Genomic DNA, 16,720 nt, shown 5'->3' on the forward strand with positions numbered 1-16,720 from the left:
TGACCAGGCCTCTACCTCGCGGGACCGCTCCTCTACCTCGCGAGGAGGGCTTAGTGGAACTGGGCGGTCTCGGTGGACCCGGCGAGCGCGAGGGTGGCGGCGTCGGGGTTGAGAGCCGTGGCGACCCGGTCGAAGTAGCCGGTGCCGACCTCCCGCTGGTGGCGGGTGGCGGTGTAGCCGTCGGCCTCGGAGACGAACTCGGCCTCCTGCAGCTCGACGTAGGCGGACATCGCGCGCTCGTTGTACCCGCGCGCGAGCTCGAACATGGAGTGCGAGACGGCGTGGAAGCCGGCCAGCGTGATGAACTGGAACGCGTAGCCCATCGCGGCGAGCTCCTTCTGGAAGCTCGCGATCTGGGCGTCGTCGAGGTGCTTCTTCCAGTTGAACGACGGCGAGCAGTTGTAGGCGAGCTTCTTGCCCGGGTGCTGCGCGTGGATCGCCTCGGCGAACGTCCGCGCGAGCTCGAGGTCGGGCTCGCCCGTCTCGACCCAGATGAGGTCGGAGTACGGCGCGTACGCGAGGCCGCGCGCGACGACCGCGTCGAAGCCGGGGCGCACCCGGTAGAAGCCCTCGGACGTGCGCTCGCCGGTGAGGAACGGCTGGTCGCGCTCGTCGACGTCGGACGTGAGGAGGTCCGCGGCGAGCGCGTCCGTGCGGGCGATGACGATCGACGGCACGCCCGCGACGTCGGCCGCGAGACGCGCGGCGTTGAGCGTGCGGATGTGCTGGCTCGTGGGCACGAGCACCTTGCCGCCGAGGTGCCCGCACTTCTTCTCGGACGCGAGCTGGTCCTCCCAGTGCACGCCCGCCGCGCCCGCGGCGATCATCGAGTGCATGAGCTCGTAGGCGTTGAGCGGGCCGCCGAACCCGGCCTCGGCGTCGGCGACGATCGGGGCGAGCCAGTCGCGGTCGGGCGCCTGCCCGTCCGACGCCGCGCGCTCGGCCGTCTCGATCTGGTCGGCGCGCAGGAGCGCGTTGTTGATGCGGCGCACGACGGCGGGCACGGAGTTGGCGGGGTAGAGCGACTGGTCGGGGTACGTCTGGCCGGACAGGTTGGCGTCGGCCGCGACCTGCCACCCGGACAGGTAGATCGCCTTGAGGCCCGCCCGCACCTGCTGCACGGCCTGGTTGCCGGTGAACGCGCCGAGCGCGGCGACCCACTCCTCGGTGTGGATGAGGTCCCACAGCGTCTCGGCACCGCGGCGGGCGAGCGTGTGCTCCTCGCGCACGGAGCCGCGCAGCGCGACCACGTCCTCGGCGGTGTAGTCGCGCTGCAGGCCGGCCCAGCGCGGGTCGGTCGCCCACTGCTCGGCGAGCTCGGCGGCGCTCTGCGTCTGGTCGCCCGGACGGGCGGACGGGCGCGAGGCGTCGCCCGGGGTCGGGGCGGTGCCGGGGCCGGTGACCGTCGCCGTCGTCGCGACGGCGCCGAGCGGGCGGGCGCCGCCCGCGTACTCGGACGGGGAGCGGCGGCTGACGATGGTGGGCCTGTTCACGGGTGCCTCCTGGTGGTGCGCCGGCCCACGTGGTGCGGGCCGGCCGGGCCGGTCGGTGGACCTCGGCGAGGTCCGTGCTTCGACCTTCCTCCCGCGTGCAAGTCCTTCTCAAGCCAGATCGGACGAAAGAAACGCGGTTCTTCTCTTGTGCGCAAGGAGTGGCGCGTGTCACTCTCAGTCATGGCTATCCCGATGACGCGACCGGCCGGAATCGCGGAACATGCGGAAATCCCGCTCGAGAGCGAGCCCGACGCCCTGACGATCGGCCGCAGGATCCGGCACCTGCGCACCGCGCGCGGCATGACGCTCGACGAGCTCGGCGCCGCGATCGGCCGCGCGCCGTCGCAGGTGTCGCTCCTCGAGAACGGCAAGCGCGAGCCGAAGTTCGGCCAGCTCCAGGCGGTGGCGCGAGCCCTCGGCGCGAGCCTCGACGACCTGCTCTCGCCGGAGGCGCCGTCGCGCCGGGACGCGCTCGAGATCGAGCTGGAGCGCGCCCAGCGCGGCCCGCTCTTCGACGCGCTCGGGCTGCGGCCCGTGCGGGTGGGCAAGTCGCTGCCCACCGACGCGCTCGAGACCATCGTCGCGCTCGAGCGCGAGCTCCAGCGCCTGCACACCGAGCGCGCCGCGACGCCCGAGGAGGCGCGCCGCGCGAACGCGGAGCTCCGCGCGACCATGCGCGCGCAGGACAACTACTTCCCCGAGCTCGAGGACGCGGCGGCCGGGCTGCTCGACGGCGTCGGGCACGCGGGCGGGCCGATGCCTCAGCGCGTCGCGGCCGACCTCGCCGCCCACCTCGGCTTCACGCTGCACTACGTCGGCGACCTGCCGCACTCCACTCGGTCCGTGCTCGACCTGCGCCACCGCCGCGTGTACCTGCCGAGCAACGGGATGCGCGGGAGGTCCAACGCGACGTCGGCGCTGCTCCAGGCGCTCGCGCCGCACGTGCTCGGGCACGCGGAGCCGCGCGACTACCGCGAGTTCCTCCGCCAGCGCGTCGAGGCCAACTACCTCGCCGCGGCGCTCCTGCTCCCGGAGCGGCACGCGGTCAAGGCCCTGCGCGCCGCGAAGGACGCGCGCGAGATCTCCATCGAGGACCTCCGGGACGCGTTCGCGGTGTCGTACGAGACCGCCGCGCACCGGTTCACCAACCTCGCGACGAAGCACCTCGGCATCCCGGTGCACTTCATGAAGGTCCACGAGTCCGGGGTGATCCACAAGGCGTACGAGAACGATGGCGTGCGCTTCCCCGCCGACCCGCTCGGCGCGGTCGAGGGGCAGTACGTGTGCCGGAGCTGGACCGCGCGCACCGTCTTCGCGGTCGAGGACCGGCTCAGCCCGTTCAGCCAGTACACGGACACCCCGAGCGGCACCTACTGGTGCACGTCGCGCGTGCAGGCGTCGGCCGACGGCGAGTTCTCCGTGAGCGTCGGCGTCCCGTTCGCGCACGTCAAGTGGTTCCTCGGGCGCGACACGACCGAGCGGCTCGTGTCCCGCTGCCCCGACGGCGCGTGCTGCCGCCGCCCGCCCGACGACCTCGCCGACCGCTGGGCGGGCCACGCCTGGCCGAGCGCCCGTCCGCACGCGTCCATGCTCGCGGCGATGCCGACCGGCGCGTTCCCGGGCGTCGACCAGACCGAGGTCTTCTCGTTCCTCGAGGCCCACGCGCCGGGTTAGCCGGCCCGTGCCTGCGCGCGCTCCGCCCGGTGCGCGCCGTCCGTGCGAGCCGGGTCGGCGGACGCCGGTCGGCCGTCAGCCGATCGAGCCGCCCTCGACGGGAGCGACCATCGCGTCCTTGAGGCGCGCGGTGTCGGCGTCGGTCCAGCCGTCGGGTGCGTGCAGCGCGGCGAAGCCGTCGGCGTACTCGAGCTGGTAGACGTGCCCGTGGCCGGGCGGGATGTCGGACGCGGCCGCGACGAAGAGGTCGCCCGTGAGCTGCCAGAACGTGACGAACGGGTACCAGCGCACGTCGCCGAGCACGTCGGGCCCGCGCGGCTCGCGGAGCCAGTCGGGCTCGGACCACAGCGTCTCGGGGCCCCACCAGGTGACGCCGTCGGACGCGTGCTGGAGGTACACGACGCGCGGCTCGTCCCAGCGCGGGCCGGGGCCCCAGAGGTCCGCGACGCCGGTCGCGACCGGGTCGCCCCAGCGGACCTGGCGGCCGTCGTCCACCACGGGGGCGTACTCGAGCGACCCGGGGTCGCGCGCGTCGGTGAGCTCGCGCCACATCGGCGTGAACCCGGGCGTCCCGGTGAACATCGCGCCGTCGGAGCGCGCCTCGACGTCCTGCACGCCGCTGAACGCGCCCTGCATCCCGAACGACCCGAGCGAGATGCCGAACGCGAGCAGGCGCGGGCGGTCGTCCTCGGGCAGGTCCGACCACCGCGCGTACACCGCCTCGAACAGCGCCTTGCCCGCGGCGGGCGGGGTCGAGCGGTCGCCGACGAAGCTGATCCAGCTCGGCAGGTAGGAGTACTGCATGCTGGCGATCGCGGTGTCGCCGCCGTGCATGAGCTCGAGCGCCTCGACCATGGCGGGGTCCACCCAGCCGGTCCCGGTCGTGGTCGCGACGACGAGGACGGACCGGTCCCACGCGTCCGTCCGGTCGAGCTCGTCGACGACGCGGGCCGCCGTGGCGTCGAGGTCGCCCTCGGGGTCGAGGCCCGCGTACGCGTGGATCGGCTCGCGCACGTCCGCGGGGTCGACGACGTCGCCCGCCGCGGCGAACGCGCGCAGCTCGTCGAGGGTCGGGCCGGAGACGACGAACTTGCGCCCCTCCGCGCCGAGCGAGTCCCAGGGCTCGAGGGAGTCGGGGGAGCCGGACCGTTCGGGGAGCGTCGGGGGCGTGAGCCGAGGGCTGATCTCGGCGTTCGCCGCCGCGTAGACCGAGTTCAGCGCGCTGAGCGTGCCTGACCAGATGACGCCGTTGAACAGCAGGACCACGACGACGGCGACCGCGACGCCGCTGACGAACCGCGCCACGGGGGCAGGCACGACCTTGCCGACGAGGACGCTCAGCCATCGGGCGACGCGGCGCAGGCCGCGGCCCGCCTGGAGCACGAGCAGCGCGACGGCGAGCGCCGCGAGCAGCGTGACGACCTCGCGTCCGGGGACATCCTCCGACATGCCGAACAGGTGCCGCAGCTCGATCTGGCGCCGCGCCCCGAGGATCAGCGCCAGCGGCACGAGCACGACGGTCGCCCCGGCGAGCACCCACCACGCGATCCGGCTCGCGCGCGCGGTCCACCGGATCCGCAGCCCGACCTTCACAGCGAACCACTCGACGAGCGCGCCGACGGCGTACCCGCCGACGGCGCTCACGCCCGAGATCACGGCCTGGTAGTACCAGGCGCGCGGGATGAGCGACGGCGTGAACGACAGGCAGAACCAGGCGAGCGCGACCACGAGCCCGGTCGCGGAGAACCGCCGGAGCCACCGCCCCCACGCGCCGTGCCGGGGGCGCTCCTCGTCGACGGGCTCGGGGGCGCGGGTCTCCGTCGCGGTGGGCTGCACCCCGCGATCGTAGGCGCGGCGCCCCGAGCCGTCCCCTCGAACGGCCGGGGCGCCGTCGGTCCACCGGACCCGGGCGAGCCCTACGCCTCGAGCAGCAGCGCCTCGCCCTGGCCTCCGCCGCCGCACAGCCCGACGGCGACGCGCCCGCCCCCGCGGCGCGCGAGCTCGTGCGCCGCGTGCACGGCGAGGCGGGCGCCGGACGCGCCGATCGGGTGCCCGAGCGAGATGCCGCCGCCGTGCACGTTGACGACGTCGGGCGAGACGCCGAGCACGCGCGTGGAGACCGCGACGACGGTCGCGAAGGCCTCGTTGATCTCGACGAGGTCGAGGTCGTCGACCGTCCACCCGGCCCGGTCGAGGGCCTGCCGGATCGCGCGGGCGGGCTGGGAGTGCAGCGACGTGTCGGGACCGGCGACCTGGCCCCACGTCCGCACGGTCGCGAGCACCGGCGTGCCCGCGGACTCGGCCCGGGCGCGGGTCGTGAGCACGAGCGCGGCAGCGCCGTCGGAGATCTGCGACGCGTTGCCCGCGGTGATGGTGCCCTCGGGGTCGAACGCGGGCCGCAGGCGCGCGAGGCCCTCGACGGTCGTGTCGGGGCGCACGCCCTCGTCGTCGCGCACCTCGACCGGCTCGCCCCGGCGCTGCGGGACGCTCACGGGGGCGAGCTCGGCGTCGAACAGGCCGTCCTTCGCCGCGGCCGCGGCGCGCTGGTGCGAGGCCGCCGCGACGGCGTCCTGCTCCTCGCGGGAGACGAACACGTCGCCCACGTTGGTGCGCTCGGTCGAGACGCCCATGGAGGCGTGGTCGAACGCGTCGGTGAGCCCGTCGCGCGCGACGGCGTCGACGAGCGTCGCGTCCCCGAACGCGAACCCGGCGCGCGACCCGGGGAGCAGGTGCGGCGCGTTGGTCATGGACTCCTGGCCGCCGACGAGCACGACCTCCGCCTCGCCGGAGCGGATCATCCGCGTGCCGTCGATGACGGCGGTGAGCCCCGAGAGGCACACCTTGTTCACCGTCACGGCGGGCACGTCCCAGCCCACGCCCGCGGCGGCGGCCGTCTGGCGCGCGGGGTTCTGGCCCGCCCCGGCCTGGAGCACCTGGCCGAGCACGACGGCGTCGACGGCGTCCGCGCCGAGGCCCGAGCGCTCGATGGCGGCGCGCGCGGCGACGGCGCCGAGCTCGACCGCCGTCAGCGCGGCGAGCGAGCCCTTGAGACGGCCCTGGGGCGTGCGGGCGGCGGCGACGACCACGACGTCGTCGGGGGAGTGCGGGGTGGTGGTGCTCACGGCTGGACCTCCAGGGGTGCGGACGGCGGTGTCTGCGCGGGCGCCGGGGGTGTGGCGTCCGCTCGTGCGGCGGCGGCGTCGACGTCGGCAACGGCAGTGTCGACCAGCCCGAGCAGGAGCCCGAGGAACACGTCCGGCTCCTCGAGGTGGGGGCTGTGCCCGACGCCGGGCCGCACCTCCTCACGGTACCGCCCGCCCGCGGCCGCGTAGGCGTCGAGGACGGCCCGGGTCTGGGCGACCATCGGCTGCGGCGGGTGCGTCTCGGCCCCGGGCCAGCCGGGGACGGCGCCGAGCGCGCCGAGCTGCGCGAGGTCGAACAGCGACGTGTCCGAGACGATCGCGTCGGCGTCGCCGCGCACCCACAGGACGGGCGCGGTGGCGCCGGACGTCGCGAAGCCGGACAGGTCGCAGTACTTCGCGCTGATCGCGTTGTTCATGCCGCGCGTCCCGGGCGCCACGCCGGGCCACGTGCGCGACGCCGTCCGGTCGCCCGGGTAGCTGTCGTCGCCCGTGCGCGTGGAGAGCACGGAGTCGAGCAGGAGCTCCTCGAGCGCGCCGAGCGGCTCGCCGAGCGCCGCCGGGTCGGCGACGTAGAACCGGCGCAGCACGTCGCGGGGCGACCCGGCGTCCTCGCTGCGGTCGCCGGCGGCGAGCGCCGCGACGAACGCGGGGTTCGCCGTCCCGCCGCCCGATCCCGCGAAGTCGGGGGAGAGCGGCGTCCCGTCGACGTCGCGCGTGCCGCCGAACCCGTACGGCGACATGGGCGCCTCGAGCAGGATGCCGTCGAACAGGTCGGGCCGGTCGGTTGCGAGCTGCAGCACGACGCCCGCCCCCGCGGAGTGCGCGACGGCGACGAGCGGGCGCGTGAGGTCGAGCGCGTCGAGGACGCCCGCGACGTCGTCGGCGAAGTCCCGCACGCCCCGGGTCGCGTCGACGGGCCGGGGCTCGGCGTCGCCGTACCCCCGCAGGTCGACGGCGACGCCGCGCACGTCGGCGGGGAGCGCGCGCAGCAGCGGGTCGAAGAACGCCGACGACGAGCAGTTGCCGTGCACGAGCAGGACCGTGGCCCGCGCGTCGCCGTCGGCCACGACCTCGCGCACGTGCTCGCGCCCGCGCGGGGTCGGGACGTCGCGACGCAGCACGTCGCGCGTCACGACGGCGTCCCCGCGGCCTGCGTGGACGGTCCCGGGCCGGCGTCGGCGACGTCGAGCGGGGCGTCGTCGAGCGCGACGGCGAGGTCGGGCTCGGTCGCGGCCCGCACGTCGTCGACGCTCACGCCGGGCGCGGTCTCGCGCAGCACGAGCCCGTCGGGCGTCACGTCGATCACCGCGAGGTCGGTGATGACCCGGTGCACGACCCCGCGTCCCGTGAGGGGCAGCGAGCACGAGCGCAGGATCTTGGGCGACCCGTCGCGCGCCACGTGCTCCATGAGCACGATCACGCGGCCCGCCCCGTGCACGAGGTCCATCGCGCCGCCGGGGCCCTTGACCATCTTGCCGGGGATCATCCAGTTGGCGAGGTCGCCCGTCTCGGAGACCTGCATGCCGCCGAGGATCGCGGCGTCGATCTTGCCGCCGCGGATCATGCCGAAGCTCAGCGCGGAGTCGAAGAACGCGGCGCCCGGCAGGACGGTGACGGTCTCCTTGCCGGCGTTGATGAGGTCGGGGTCGACGGCGTCCTCGGTCGGGTACGGCCCGACGCCGAGGATCCCGTTCTCCGACTGGAGCACGAGGTGCTTGTCCGCGGGCACGTAGTTGGGCACGAGCGTCGGCAGGCCGATGCCGAGGTTGACGTACCAGCCGTCCTGGAGCTCGCGCGCGGCGCGCGCGGCCATCTCGTCGCGGGTGAGCGGCACGGCTCAGCCCTCCTTCACGGTGGTCGCGGTGCCCGACGGCGCGGGCGCGGGCTGGTCGGTCGGGGCGGCCGAGCGCACGGTGCGGCGCTCGATGCGCTTGGGCACGTCCGGGCCCACCTCGACGACGCGGTGCACGAACACGCCGGGCAGGTGCACGGCGTCGGGGTCGATCTCGCCGGGCTCGACGAGCTCCTCGACCTGCGCGACGCACACGCGGCCCGCCATCGCGGCCAGCGGGGAGAAGTTGCGGGCCGACCGGTGGAACACGAGGTTGCCGTGCCGGTCGCCGCGCAGCGCGTGCACGAGCGCGAAGTCCGTGGTGATCGCGTCCTCGAGCACGAACTCTGCCTCGTCGGCGAACGCACCGTCGCGACCGCGCGGCCCGACGCCGAACGTGCGCACCTCCTTGGGCGCGCTGGCCTGCGCGACGCCGCCCGCGCCGTCGTACCGCTGGGGGAGGCCGCCCTCGGCGACCTGCGTGCCGACGCCCGTGCGCGTCCAGAACCCGGCGATGCCCGCGCCGCCGGCGCGCAGCTTCTCGGCGAGCGTGCCCTGCGGGGTGAGCTCGAGCTCGAGCTCGCCCGAGAGGAACTGGCGCTCGAACTCCTTGTTCTCCCCGACGTACGAGCTCGTCATCTTCCGGATGCGGCCGGCGCCGAGCAGGACCCCGAGGCCCCAGTCGTCGACGCCGCAGTTGTTGCTCACGACCCACAGGTCGCGCGTGCCCTGGGCGAGCAGCGCCTCGATGAGCGCGATGGGGTTGCCGCACAGGCCGAACCCGCCGACGGCGAGCGACGCGCCGTCGGGCACGTCCGCGACGGCCTCGGCCGCGGACGCGACCACCTTGTCCAGCCCGGTCCCTCGTGGGGACGCGATCGTGGGGCTCATGCCGTGACCTCCTCGTCACTCGCCGGTCCGGGTCCGTCGCTCGTGACGGCGGCCAGGGCCCGCAGGGTCTCGCCCGCGACGGCCTCGACGCCGGGCGGGCTCATGATGATCGTGTAGTGATTGATACCCGCTACGTCGCGGGTGCGCAGCCCCGGCAGCCGCGCGCGCCACGCGGCGAGGTGCTCGGGGGGGTAGAGGGCCTCGGGCTCGTCGAGCAGGCCGCGGGGCGCGCGCAGCAGCACGAGGGGCACGTCGAGCGGGTGGTCGCCCGCGAGCGCGTCCGCGAGCGGCCCGCCCTCGTAGAGCTCGAGCGAGTCGGCGGAGACCGCCGCGCCCGACGACGCCGGACGCAGCGCGGGCGCCTCGCCGACGAGGTCGTAGTCGACGTACCCCGCGACGACGTCGGCCCACGGCTCGTCCCACGCGCTCGCGAAGGCGGGGTGCGCGCGCCAGAAGCCGCGGTACTCCTCGTGGTCGGCGAACGTGCGCTCGAGGCGCTCGACGGCCGGGCCGAGCAGGGCGCGCAGGACCTCGTCGTGCGTCGCGTCGGGCGCGAGCCCGGTCGGCGGCGGGAGCGGGATGCCGCCGTCGACGAGCACGAGCCGGGAGACGCGGCCGGGGTGGCGGTGCGCGAGCACGACGGACACGAACGCGCCCATGGAGTGCCCGAGCGCGACGACGCGGTCGATCCCCAGCGCGTCGAGGACCGTCGCAAGGTCGTCCGCGTGCGCCCCCATGCCGTACGGGCCCGGCAGGCCGTTGCTGCGTCCGCGCCCCCGCAGGTCGGGCGCGACGACGCGCACGCCCGGCAGCGCCGCGACGACGGCCGGCCACGCGCGGTGCGACGCCGTGATGCCGTGCACGGCGAGGACGGTCGGGACGGCGTCGTGCGCGGGGGGCGCGCCGCCGTCGGGCCGGGCGCCCGGCTCGGGTGCGGGCGGGCCGACCGGGTCCCACACGCCGACGCGCAGGCGCCCGCCCGCGACGGGGACGTCGAGCGTCGCGTAGGTGTGGGTCGCGGCGGTGACGTCGTCCGGCGCGGTCGTCGCCGCGGTCACCGGGCGCTCCAGCCGCCGTCGATCGTCCACGACGCGCCCGAGACCATCGACGCGTCCGGGCCGGTCAGCCAGCCGACGAGCGACGCGACCTCCTCCGGCTCCACGAGCCGCTTCACCGCGGACTCCGCGAGGAGCACGGTCGCGAGCACCTCGGACTCGGGGACACCGTGCACGCGCGCCTGGTCCGCGATCTGCTTCTCGACGAGCGGCGTGCGGACGTACCCGGGGTTGACGCACACGCTCGTCACGCCGTGCGGACCGCCCTCGAGCGCGGTCACCTTGGACAGGCCCTCCAGACCGTGCTTCGCGGACACGTACGCCGACTTGAACGGCGACGCCACGAGGCCGTGCACGGACGACACGTTGACGACGCGCCCGAACCCACGCGCGTACATCCCGGGGAGCGCGGCCCGGACCAGCAGGAACGGCGCCTCGAGCATGATCGCGTGCAGCAGGCGGAAGTCGTCGGGGCGGAAGTCCTCGATGGGGCTCACGCGCTGGACGCCCGCGTTGTTGACGAGGACGTCGACGTCGAGCGTGAGGTCGTCGAGCGCGCGCGTGTCGGCGAGGTCGACGACCCACGCCTCGCCGCCGAGCTCGTCCGCGAGGCGCTGCGCGCCGTCGGGGTCGACGTCGGCGACGGTCACGTGCGCGCCGCGCGCGGCGAGCTCGCGCGCGCACGCCGCGCCGATGCCGCTCGCGCCGCCCGTGACGAGCGCGCGCCGTCCGGCGAGGGTCGGGGCGGTGCCGGGGACGGTGGCGGGGACGGTCATCGCGCGTCTCCTTCGGTCTCGGTCGAGGTGGCGGGCCCGGTCCCGGTCGGCGGGGCGGTCCGCGGCGCGGCGAGCGCGCGCTCGATGAACTGCATGGTCTGCTCGAACACGTGCGGAGGGACCTCGGCGGCCGCGGTGTCGTACGACGGCGGCTCTGCGCCCTCGTCCCAGCGCCCGCCCCACAGGACCCAGCGCATCCCGACGATCTCGCCGATGCCCATGAGCGCCCACGCGGCGACCTCCGGGTCGACGTCGTGGCCGACCTCGCCGTTCGCGCGCGCCTTGTCCAGCCCGGTCATGTAGCCCTCGACGATGCGCGCGTAGTGGCGGCGCAGCGCCCCGGGGGAGACGAACTCGGCCTGCCGCACGATGCGGTAGAGCGCCGGGTGCTCGGCGGTGAAGCGGAAGAACGCCTCGAAGCCCGCGCGCTCGGCGGCCAGGCGCGTCGTCGCCTGCGAGCTCGCCTCGATCATCGCGTGCCGCACGCGGCGGTTGAGGTCGTCGACGAGCTCGTCGAACACGTCGATCTTCGACTCGAAGTACAGGTAGAACGTGCCCTGCCCGACGCCCGCGGACTCGGTGATCTTCACGATCGACGCGTCGTGGTACCCGACCTCGGCGAACACCTGCTCGGCCGCGGCGAGGATCTTCGCCCGGGTGCGGTTGCCGCGGGCGGTGCGGGGCTGGGTGCTCATGAGTCCTCCGGGACGGTCACGCGCTCGGCGAGCGAGCGGCGCGACACCTTGTGCAACGACGTGCGGGGCAGGGACGGGACGAGGTCGAAGCGGCGCGGGACCTTGAAGTGCGCGAGCTCGCGGCGGCAGAACGCCTCCAGCTCCTCGGCGTCGGTGGGGTGGCCGGCGCGCGGCACGACGAACGCGGCCCCGACCTCGCCCCACCGGTCGTCGGGGACGCCCACCACCGCCACGTCCGCCACCGCGGGGTGGCGGCGGAGCACGGCCTCCACCTCGGACGGCGTGACGTTCTCGCCGCCGACGATGAAGACGTCCTTCAGGCGGTCGACCACGCGGTAGCACCCGTCGACGTCGCGCTCGACGAGGTCGCCGGTGCGCAGCCAGCCGTCGCGCAGGACCGCGGCCGTGGCGGCCTCGTCGCGGAAGTAGCCCGCGAACACCCCCGGCCCGCGGACCAGCAGCTCGCCCGCCGCGGGCCCGTCGAGGTGGCGGCCCGTCACCGGGTCGGCGACGGCGACCTCGACGTGCGGGTACGGCGTGCCGGCCGAGCCGCTGCGCTCGCGGGCCTGGTCGTCGGGCAGGCACAGCACGTTGGGGCCCGCCTCCGTGAGCCCGTAGCCCTGCGAGAGCGCGACGCCGCGGCGGTGCCACGTGCGCAGCAGCGGCTCCGGCATGGGCGCGCCGCCCACGACGGCGTGCCGCAGCGACGACAGGTCGGCGTCCGCGAAGCCGGGGTGCTCCGCGAGGAGCAGGTAGTTCGTCGGGACGCCCATCATCGTCGTGACGCGGCGCTCGGCGACGAGCTGGAGCACGCGCTCTGGCTCGAACGTGCGCTCCAGGACGACGGTCGCGCCGGTCCACCATGCGAGCAGCGGCTGGATGTTCCACCCGCCCGCGTGGAACTGCGGCAGCACGCTCAGCACGACGTCGTGGCTCGTCAGCTCGACCGTGCGCGAGAGCGAGAGGTTCGTCCAGAAGCAGTTCGCGTGCGTGAGCAGCGCGCCCTTGGGCGTGCCCTGCGTGCCGGACGTGAACACGAGGAGGAGCGGGTCGTCGTCGCGCACGGGCCGGCGCTCCGGCGCGGGCCCCCGCCGTGACGGCGGCGGGACGTGCGCCTCGACGCCGCTGCGCCCGAGCTCCGCCCGCCGGGGCGGGCGGCCGGGCCGCTCCCCGTCGAGCCGGCGCAGCGGGTCGAGCCGGTCGAACGCCGAGTCCGCGAGGCCGGAGAACTCCTGCTCCACGAGCACGAGCGCGGGGTCGGCCTGCTCGACCTGGGCGGCGAGCTCGCCGGGCGACAGCCGCCACGACAGCGGCGCGAGGACGAGCCCGGCCTGCGCGCACGCGAAGAACAGCACGACCTGGTCGGCGCTGTTGCCCGTGACGGTCGCGACGCGGTCCCCGACGCCGTAGCCCGCCTCCCGGAACGCCGCCGCCAGGGCGCTCGCGCGCTCGTGCAGGTCGCGGTAGCGCAGGGTCACGCCGCGGTCGTCGACGGCGACGCGGTCGGGCGTCGCGAGCGCGCGGTCGCGCGTCCAGCGCCCGAGGGTGTGCAGGCCGTCCTGGACGTCCCGGTGCTGCGTCGTCATGCCACCTCCTCCAGGCGCTCGCGGGCCTCCTCCCGATCCTCCCGCGGGCGGCGGCGCGCGGCGAGGCGCGACGCGGCGCCCGCGATGCCGCCGGGCAGGAACATCACGACGAGGATGAAGAGGGTCCCGAGCAGGAACAGCGGCTCGCTGAGCGGCACGCGCAGCACGGCCGGGAGGTCCGCGACGGCCGCGGAGCTCGCGAGCGTGCCGAGCCGCTGGTCGAGGATCGTGTAGAGCACGCCGCCGACGATCGCGCCCCACCGGGAGCCGACGCCCCCGAGCACGACCATGACCAGCAGCGTGAGCGTGAAGTCGGCGGACGTCGCGCGCGGCACGGCGCCGGACTGGAGCAGCAGGTAGGCCATGCCGACGACGGTCGCGAGCGTCGCCGCGAGGACGAACACGAGGAGCTTGACGAGGTAGGGGCGCCCGCCGATGACGCGCACGCGCATCTCGTTCTCGCGCGTCGCCGCCGCGACGTGCCCCGCGCGCGACCGCTCGACCCACAGCACCACGAGGTAGACGACGACGAGCACGGCGAGGGCGAGCCAGTAGAGGTTGCGCGTGTTGAGCACGCCCACGAACGCGTCGGGGACGTTCCGGGTCGCGAGCGCGAGGCCCTCCTCGCCGCCGGTCGTGCCGCCGGGGTTGCGGCGCACGAGCACGTTGCCCGCCTGGGCGAACGCGAGGGTGACCATGGCGAACGAGATGCCCGTGACCCGCAGCGAGACGGCCCCGACGACGTGCGCGAGCACGATCCCGCCGACGAGCACGAGCGCCGCGGCGGGCAGGAGCGGGATCTCGGTCGTGTCGAGCACGATCGCGAGCCCGTACAGCCCCGCCGCGAAGTACAGCGCGTGGCCGAAGCTCAGCAGCCCCGCGACCCCGAACAGCAGGTGGTAGCTCAGCGCGAGGGCGCCGATGAGCCAGCACATCGCCATCATCTGGAGCGCGCCGGGCGTGTACGTCGGGCCGGGCAGGACGCCCGGCACGTGGAGCGCGAGCAGCGGGAGGCACGCGAGCACCGCGACGAGCGCGACGCCCGCGAGCGTGCGGACCAGCGTGCCCGACGGCGCCCGGCGGGCGGGTCGGTCGGCGCGCGGTGCGTCGTCGGCGGGGGTGGCCGGGGCCGGGGGAGCGGTCTGGGTGGTCATGCGGCTGCCCTCCCGAGGAGGCCGGTGGGACGGACGAGGAGCACGAGCGCGAGCAGGAGCACGACGAGCAGGTCGCCGTAGCCGAGGTAGTAGTTCGCGAACTGCTGCAGGACCGCGACGAGCACGGACGCGACTGCCGCGCCGGTCAGGGAGCCGAGCCCCCCGATGACGGTGACGATGAACGCGAAGATGAGCAGCGACCCGCCGAGGTGCGGGGAGACGTACCCGAAGTACTGCGAGGCGAGGACCCCGCCGAGCCCCGCGGCGGCGCCGCCGACCGCGAAGACGAGCGTGAACGCCTTGCGCACGTCGATGCCGAGCGCGGTGACCATGGACCGGTTCTCGACGCCCGCGCGGATGATGAGCCCGTAGCGGGTGCGCTGGAGGAACAGCACGATCGCGCCGAGCACGAGCGCCGCGGCGCCGATCGCGACGAACCGGTCGTTGGGCACCGGCGCGCCGGCCAGGTCGGTCGTGCCCTTGAGCCACGCCGGGCCGGAGATGAACTCGGGGTCCGATCCCCACATGCCCTCGAACAGCGCGACGGACGCGAGCGAGAGCCCGACGGTGACGAGCACCTGCTCGATGTGCCGCTCGTAGAGCGGGCGGATGAGCAGGAGCTCGGTGAGCGCCGCGGCCCCCGCCCCGACGACGGCCCCGGCGAGCAGCGAGAGCGCGAAGACGCCCCACGAGTCCGCGCCGAGGGAGCGCGCGACGAACCAGCCGCCGAACGCGCCGAGCGTGAGGAACGACCCGTGCGCGAAGTTGAGGACGCCCATGAGCCCGTAGATGAGCGACAGGCCCGACGCGACGAGGAAGTACAGCGCCCCGAGGCCGAGCCCCGTGACGAGGAGGAGGACGATCGTGCTCACCGGGCCACCGCCCCTTCGGTTCCGTGGTGGTCGACCTCGGCGTGCACGCCGAGGAGCTGCTGGACGCGGTCGGGGTCGTCGAGGAGCTCGCGCGCGGGGCCGGTGTGCACGACGCGACCCGCGTCGATCACGACGACGCGCTCGGCGAGCCGCTCGATGACCTCGAGGTTCTGCTCGACGAGCAGGATCGGGACCGTGCGGGCCGCCTCCGCGAGCGCGTCCGACACCTCGCCGACGATCCGGGGCGCGAGGCCCTTGGTGGGCTCGTCGACGAGGAGCAGGCGGTTGGCGTTGAGCAGGGCGCGCGCGAGCGACACCATCTGCTGCTGACCGCCCGAGAGGGTGCCCGCGCGCTGGGCGGCGCGCTGCACGAGGTCCGGGAAGAGCTCCGCGACGAGCTCGCGCCGCGGGTGGGCGTCGCGCTCGGCGAGCCGCAGGTTCTCCGCGACCGTGAGCCCGGCGAACACCTCCCGGTCCTCGGGCACGTACCCGACGCCGCGCCGCACGATCCGGTCCGTGCGCTCGCCGTCGACGCGCTCGCCCGCGAGCAGCACCTCGCCCCGGCGCTCGATCAGACCGAGCACGGCCTTGAGGGTCGACGTCTTGCCGACGCCGTTGCGGCCCAGCACCGCGGTGACGCCCGTGGCCGGGACGGAGAAGGTCACGTCCTCGACGACCTGCTGGCCCGCGATGCGCGCGGACAGCCCGCGCACCTCGAGGACGGGCACGTCGCTCCCGACCGCGGGCTGGGCGGTGCTCCTGCTGCTGCCGCTCATGCTGCCTCTCCTGCCGTGACGCCGAGGTAGGCGCTCTGCACCGTCGGGTCCGCCATGACGGCGTCGGGGGTGTCGCACGCGAGCAGCTCGCCGTGGTGCATGACGGCGACGCGGTCCACGAGCCCCAGCACGACGTCCATGTGGTGCTCGACCATGAGCACCGTGCAACCGGTCCCGTGCAGGTCGCGGATGACCTCGACGAGGCCGGGCACGTCGGCCGACGACACGCCCGCCATGGGCTCGTCGAGCAGCACGACGCGCGGCTCGGTCGCGAGGAGCACCGCGATCTCGAGCTTGCGCTTGTCGCCGTGCGACAGGTCGCCCGCGGCGACCTCGGCGCGGCGCACGAGCCCGACGGTCTCCAGGTGCCGGTCCGCCTCCCGCGTCGCGGCGTCGCCGCGACGCGGGAAGCGCAGCACCGACAGGGCGCCGCCGAGGCGTCCCTGCGCGGCGAGCCGCACGTTCTCCCGGACGCTCAGGCGCGGGAACAGGCTCGACGTCTGGAACGTGCGGCCCAGGCCCGCGCGGGCGCGCGCCGCCACCGAAGTGGTCGTCACGTCCGCGCCCTCGAGGAGCACCGCCCCGCTCGTCGGGCGGTGGATCCCCGAGACCAGGTTGAAGAGCGTCGTCTTGCCCGCGCCGTTCGGCCCGATCACGCCGAGCATCTCGCCCTGCCCGACGGCGAGGCTCACGCCCCGCAGGATCCGCGCGCCGCCGATCTGGAGCCCGAGGTCGCGGACCTCGAGCGCGGGGAGGGTGTGCGGCTCGCCCACG

Annotated in this window: 15 protein-coding genes; 1 reads left to right on the forward strand and 14 read right to left on the reverse strand. The window is 75.2% G+C overall.

Annotated elements, in window-relative coordinates:
- Positions 1–50: 50 nt before the first annotated feature.
- Positions 51–1,493 (reverse strand): isocitrate lyase, encoded by a 1,443-nt coding sequence (gene aceA / locus ACPCUX_RS16060; protein ID WP_423389157.1) that lies wholly within the window; start codon positions 1,491–1,493, stop codon positions 51–53.
- Between the two features lie 192 nt (positions 1,494–1,685).
- On the opposite strand from aceA, the gene ACPCUX_RS16065 reads away from it, so the two are divergent.
- Positions 1,686–3,167, forward strand: a complete 1,482-nt coding sequence (locus ACPCUX_RS16065; RefSeq protein WP_423389179.1) for a helix-turn-helix domain-containing protein — start codon at positions 1,686–1,688, stop codon at positions 3,165–3,167.
- 75 nt (positions 3,168–3,242) lie between these two features.
- On the opposite strand, the gene ACPCUX_RS16070 is transcribed toward ACPCUX_RS16065, so the two are convergent.
- From ACPCUX_RS16070 to ACPCUX_RS16130, 13 genes are all read right to left on the reverse strand, one after another.
- Positions 3,243–5,003 (reverse strand): alpha/beta hydrolase, encoded by a 1,761-nt coding sequence (locus ACPCUX_RS16070; RefSeq protein WP_185981317.1) that lies wholly within the window; start codon positions 5,001–5,003, stop codon positions 3,243–3,245.
- Positions 5,004–5,083: 80 nt separating this feature from the next.
- Positions 5,084–6,289, reverse strand: coding sequence for an acetyl-CoA C-acetyltransferase (locus tag ACPCUX_RS16075; RefSeq protein ID WP_086148826.1), 1,206 nt, complete (start codon positions 6,287–6,289; stop codon positions 5,084–5,086).
- Positions 6,286–7,443, reverse strand: a complete 1,158-nt coding sequence (locus ACPCUX_RS16080; protein ID WP_144722432.1) for an alpha/beta fold hydrolase — start codon at positions 7,441–7,443, stop codon at positions 6,286–6,288. Before ACPCUX_RS16080 ends, ACPCUX_RS16075 begins: the two co-directional genes overlap by 4 nt.
- Positions 7,440–8,144, reverse strand: coding sequence for a CoA transferase subunit B (locus ACPCUX_RS16085; protein ID WP_051028158.1), 705 nt, complete (start codon positions 8,142–8,144; stop codon positions 7,440–7,442). The genes ACPCUX_RS16080 and ACPCUX_RS16085 overlap by 4 nt, the downstream gene beginning before the upstream one ends.
- 3 nt (positions 8,145–8,147) lie before the next feature.
- Complete coding sequence (locus ACPCUX_RS16090) at positions 8,148–9,032, reverse strand: CoA transferase subunit A (protein ID WP_051028159.1); 885 nt, start codon at positions 9,030–9,032, stop codon at positions 8,148–8,150.
- Positions 9,029–10,090, reverse strand: coding sequence for an alpha/beta hydrolase (locus ACPCUX_RS16095; RefSeq protein ID WP_423389158.1), 1,062 nt, complete (start codon positions 10,088–10,090; stop codon positions 9,029–9,031). Before ACPCUX_RS16095 ends, ACPCUX_RS16090 begins: the two co-directional genes overlap by 4 nt.
- Positions 10,087–10,863 (reverse strand): 3-hydroxybutyrate dehydrogenase, encoded by a 777-nt coding sequence (locus tag ACPCUX_RS16100; protein WP_423389159.1) that lies wholly within the window; start codon positions 10,861–10,863, stop codon positions 10,087–10,089. Before ACPCUX_RS16100 ends, ACPCUX_RS16095 begins: the two co-directional genes overlap by 4 nt.
- Positions 10,860–11,558, reverse strand: a complete 699-nt coding sequence (locus tag ACPCUX_RS16105; RefSeq protein WP_021483774.1) for a TetR/AcrR family transcriptional regulator — start codon at positions 11,556–11,558, stop codon at positions 10,860–10,862. Before ACPCUX_RS16105 ends, ACPCUX_RS16100 begins: the two co-directional genes overlap by 4 nt.
- Positions 11,555–13,144, reverse strand: a complete 1,590-nt coding sequence (locus tag ACPCUX_RS16110; RefSeq protein WP_423389160.1) for a class I adenylate-forming enzyme family protein — start codon at positions 13,142–13,144, stop codon at positions 11,555–11,557. The genes ACPCUX_RS16105 and ACPCUX_RS16110 overlap by 4 nt, the downstream gene beginning before the upstream one ends.
- Positions 13,141–14,298 (reverse strand): branched-chain amino acid ABC transporter permease, encoded by a 1,158-nt coding sequence (locus ACPCUX_RS16115; RefSeq protein WP_363371609.1) that lies wholly within the window; start codon positions 14,296–14,298, stop codon positions 13,141–13,143. Before ACPCUX_RS16115 ends, ACPCUX_RS16110 begins: the two co-directional genes overlap by 4 nt.
- Positions 14,295–15,170 (reverse strand): branched-chain amino acid ABC transporter permease, encoded by an 876-nt coding sequence (locus ACPCUX_RS16120; protein WP_076405207.1) that lies wholly within the window; start codon positions 15,168–15,170, stop codon positions 14,295–14,297. The genes ACPCUX_RS16115 and ACPCUX_RS16120 overlap by 4 nt, the downstream gene beginning before the upstream one ends.
- Positions 15,167–15,946, reverse strand: a complete 780-nt coding sequence (locus tag ACPCUX_RS16125) for an ABC transporter ATP-binding protein (protein ID WP_021482277.1) — start codon at positions 15,944–15,946, stop codon at positions 15,167–15,169. Before ACPCUX_RS16125 ends, ACPCUX_RS16120 begins: the two co-directional genes overlap by 4 nt.
- The gene (locus ACPCUX_RS16130) at positions 15,943–16,719 is read right to left on the reverse strand and encodes an ABC transporter ATP-binding protein (protein WP_194522282.1); all 777 of its coding nucleotides are present in this window, start codon (positions 16,717–16,719) and stop codon (positions 15,943–15,945) included. Before ACPCUX_RS16130 ends, ACPCUX_RS16125 begins: the two co-directional genes overlap by 4 nt.
- Between the last annotated feature and the right edge of the window lies 1 nt (position 16,720).

The organism is Cellulosimicrobium sp. AB352 (assembly GCF_049538415.1).
Taxonomy (GTDB): domain Bacteria; phylum Actinomycetota; class Actinomycetes; order Actinomycetales; family Cellulomonadaceae; genus Cellulosimicrobium; species Cellulosimicrobium funkei.

Bases quoted from the DNA above. Each gene is read 5' to 3' on its own strand.
- ACPCUX_RS16065 (WP_423389179.1), top strand. From the start codon at position 1,686: ATGACGCGACCGGCCGGAATCGCGGAACATGCGGAAATCCCGCTCGAG.
- ACPCUX_RS16090 (WP_051028159.1), bottom strand. From the start codon at position 9,032: ATGAGCCCCACGATCGCGTCCCCACGAGGGACCGGGCTGGACAAGGTG.
- ACPCUX_RS16100 (WP_423389159.1), bottom strand. From the start codon at position 10,863: ATGACCGTCCCCGCCACCGTCCCCGGCACCGCCCCGACCCTCGCCGGA.
- ACPCUX_RS16105 (WP_021483774.1), bottom strand. From the start codon at position 11,558: ATGAGCACCCAGCCCCGCACCGCCCGCGGCAACCGCACCCGGGCGAAG.
- ACPCUX_RS16110 (WP_423389160.1), bottom strand. From the start codon at position 13,144: ATGACGACGCAGCACCGGGACGTCCAGGACGGCCTGCACACCCTCGGG.
- ACPCUX_RS16115 (WP_363371609.1), bottom strand. From the start codon at position 14,298: ATGACCACCCAGACCGCTCCCCCGGCCCCGGCCACCCCCGCCGACGAC.
- ACPCUX_RS16125 (WP_021482277.1), bottom strand. From the start codon at position 15,946: ATGAGCGGCAGCAGCAGGAGCACCGCCCAGCCCGCGGTCGGGAGCGAC.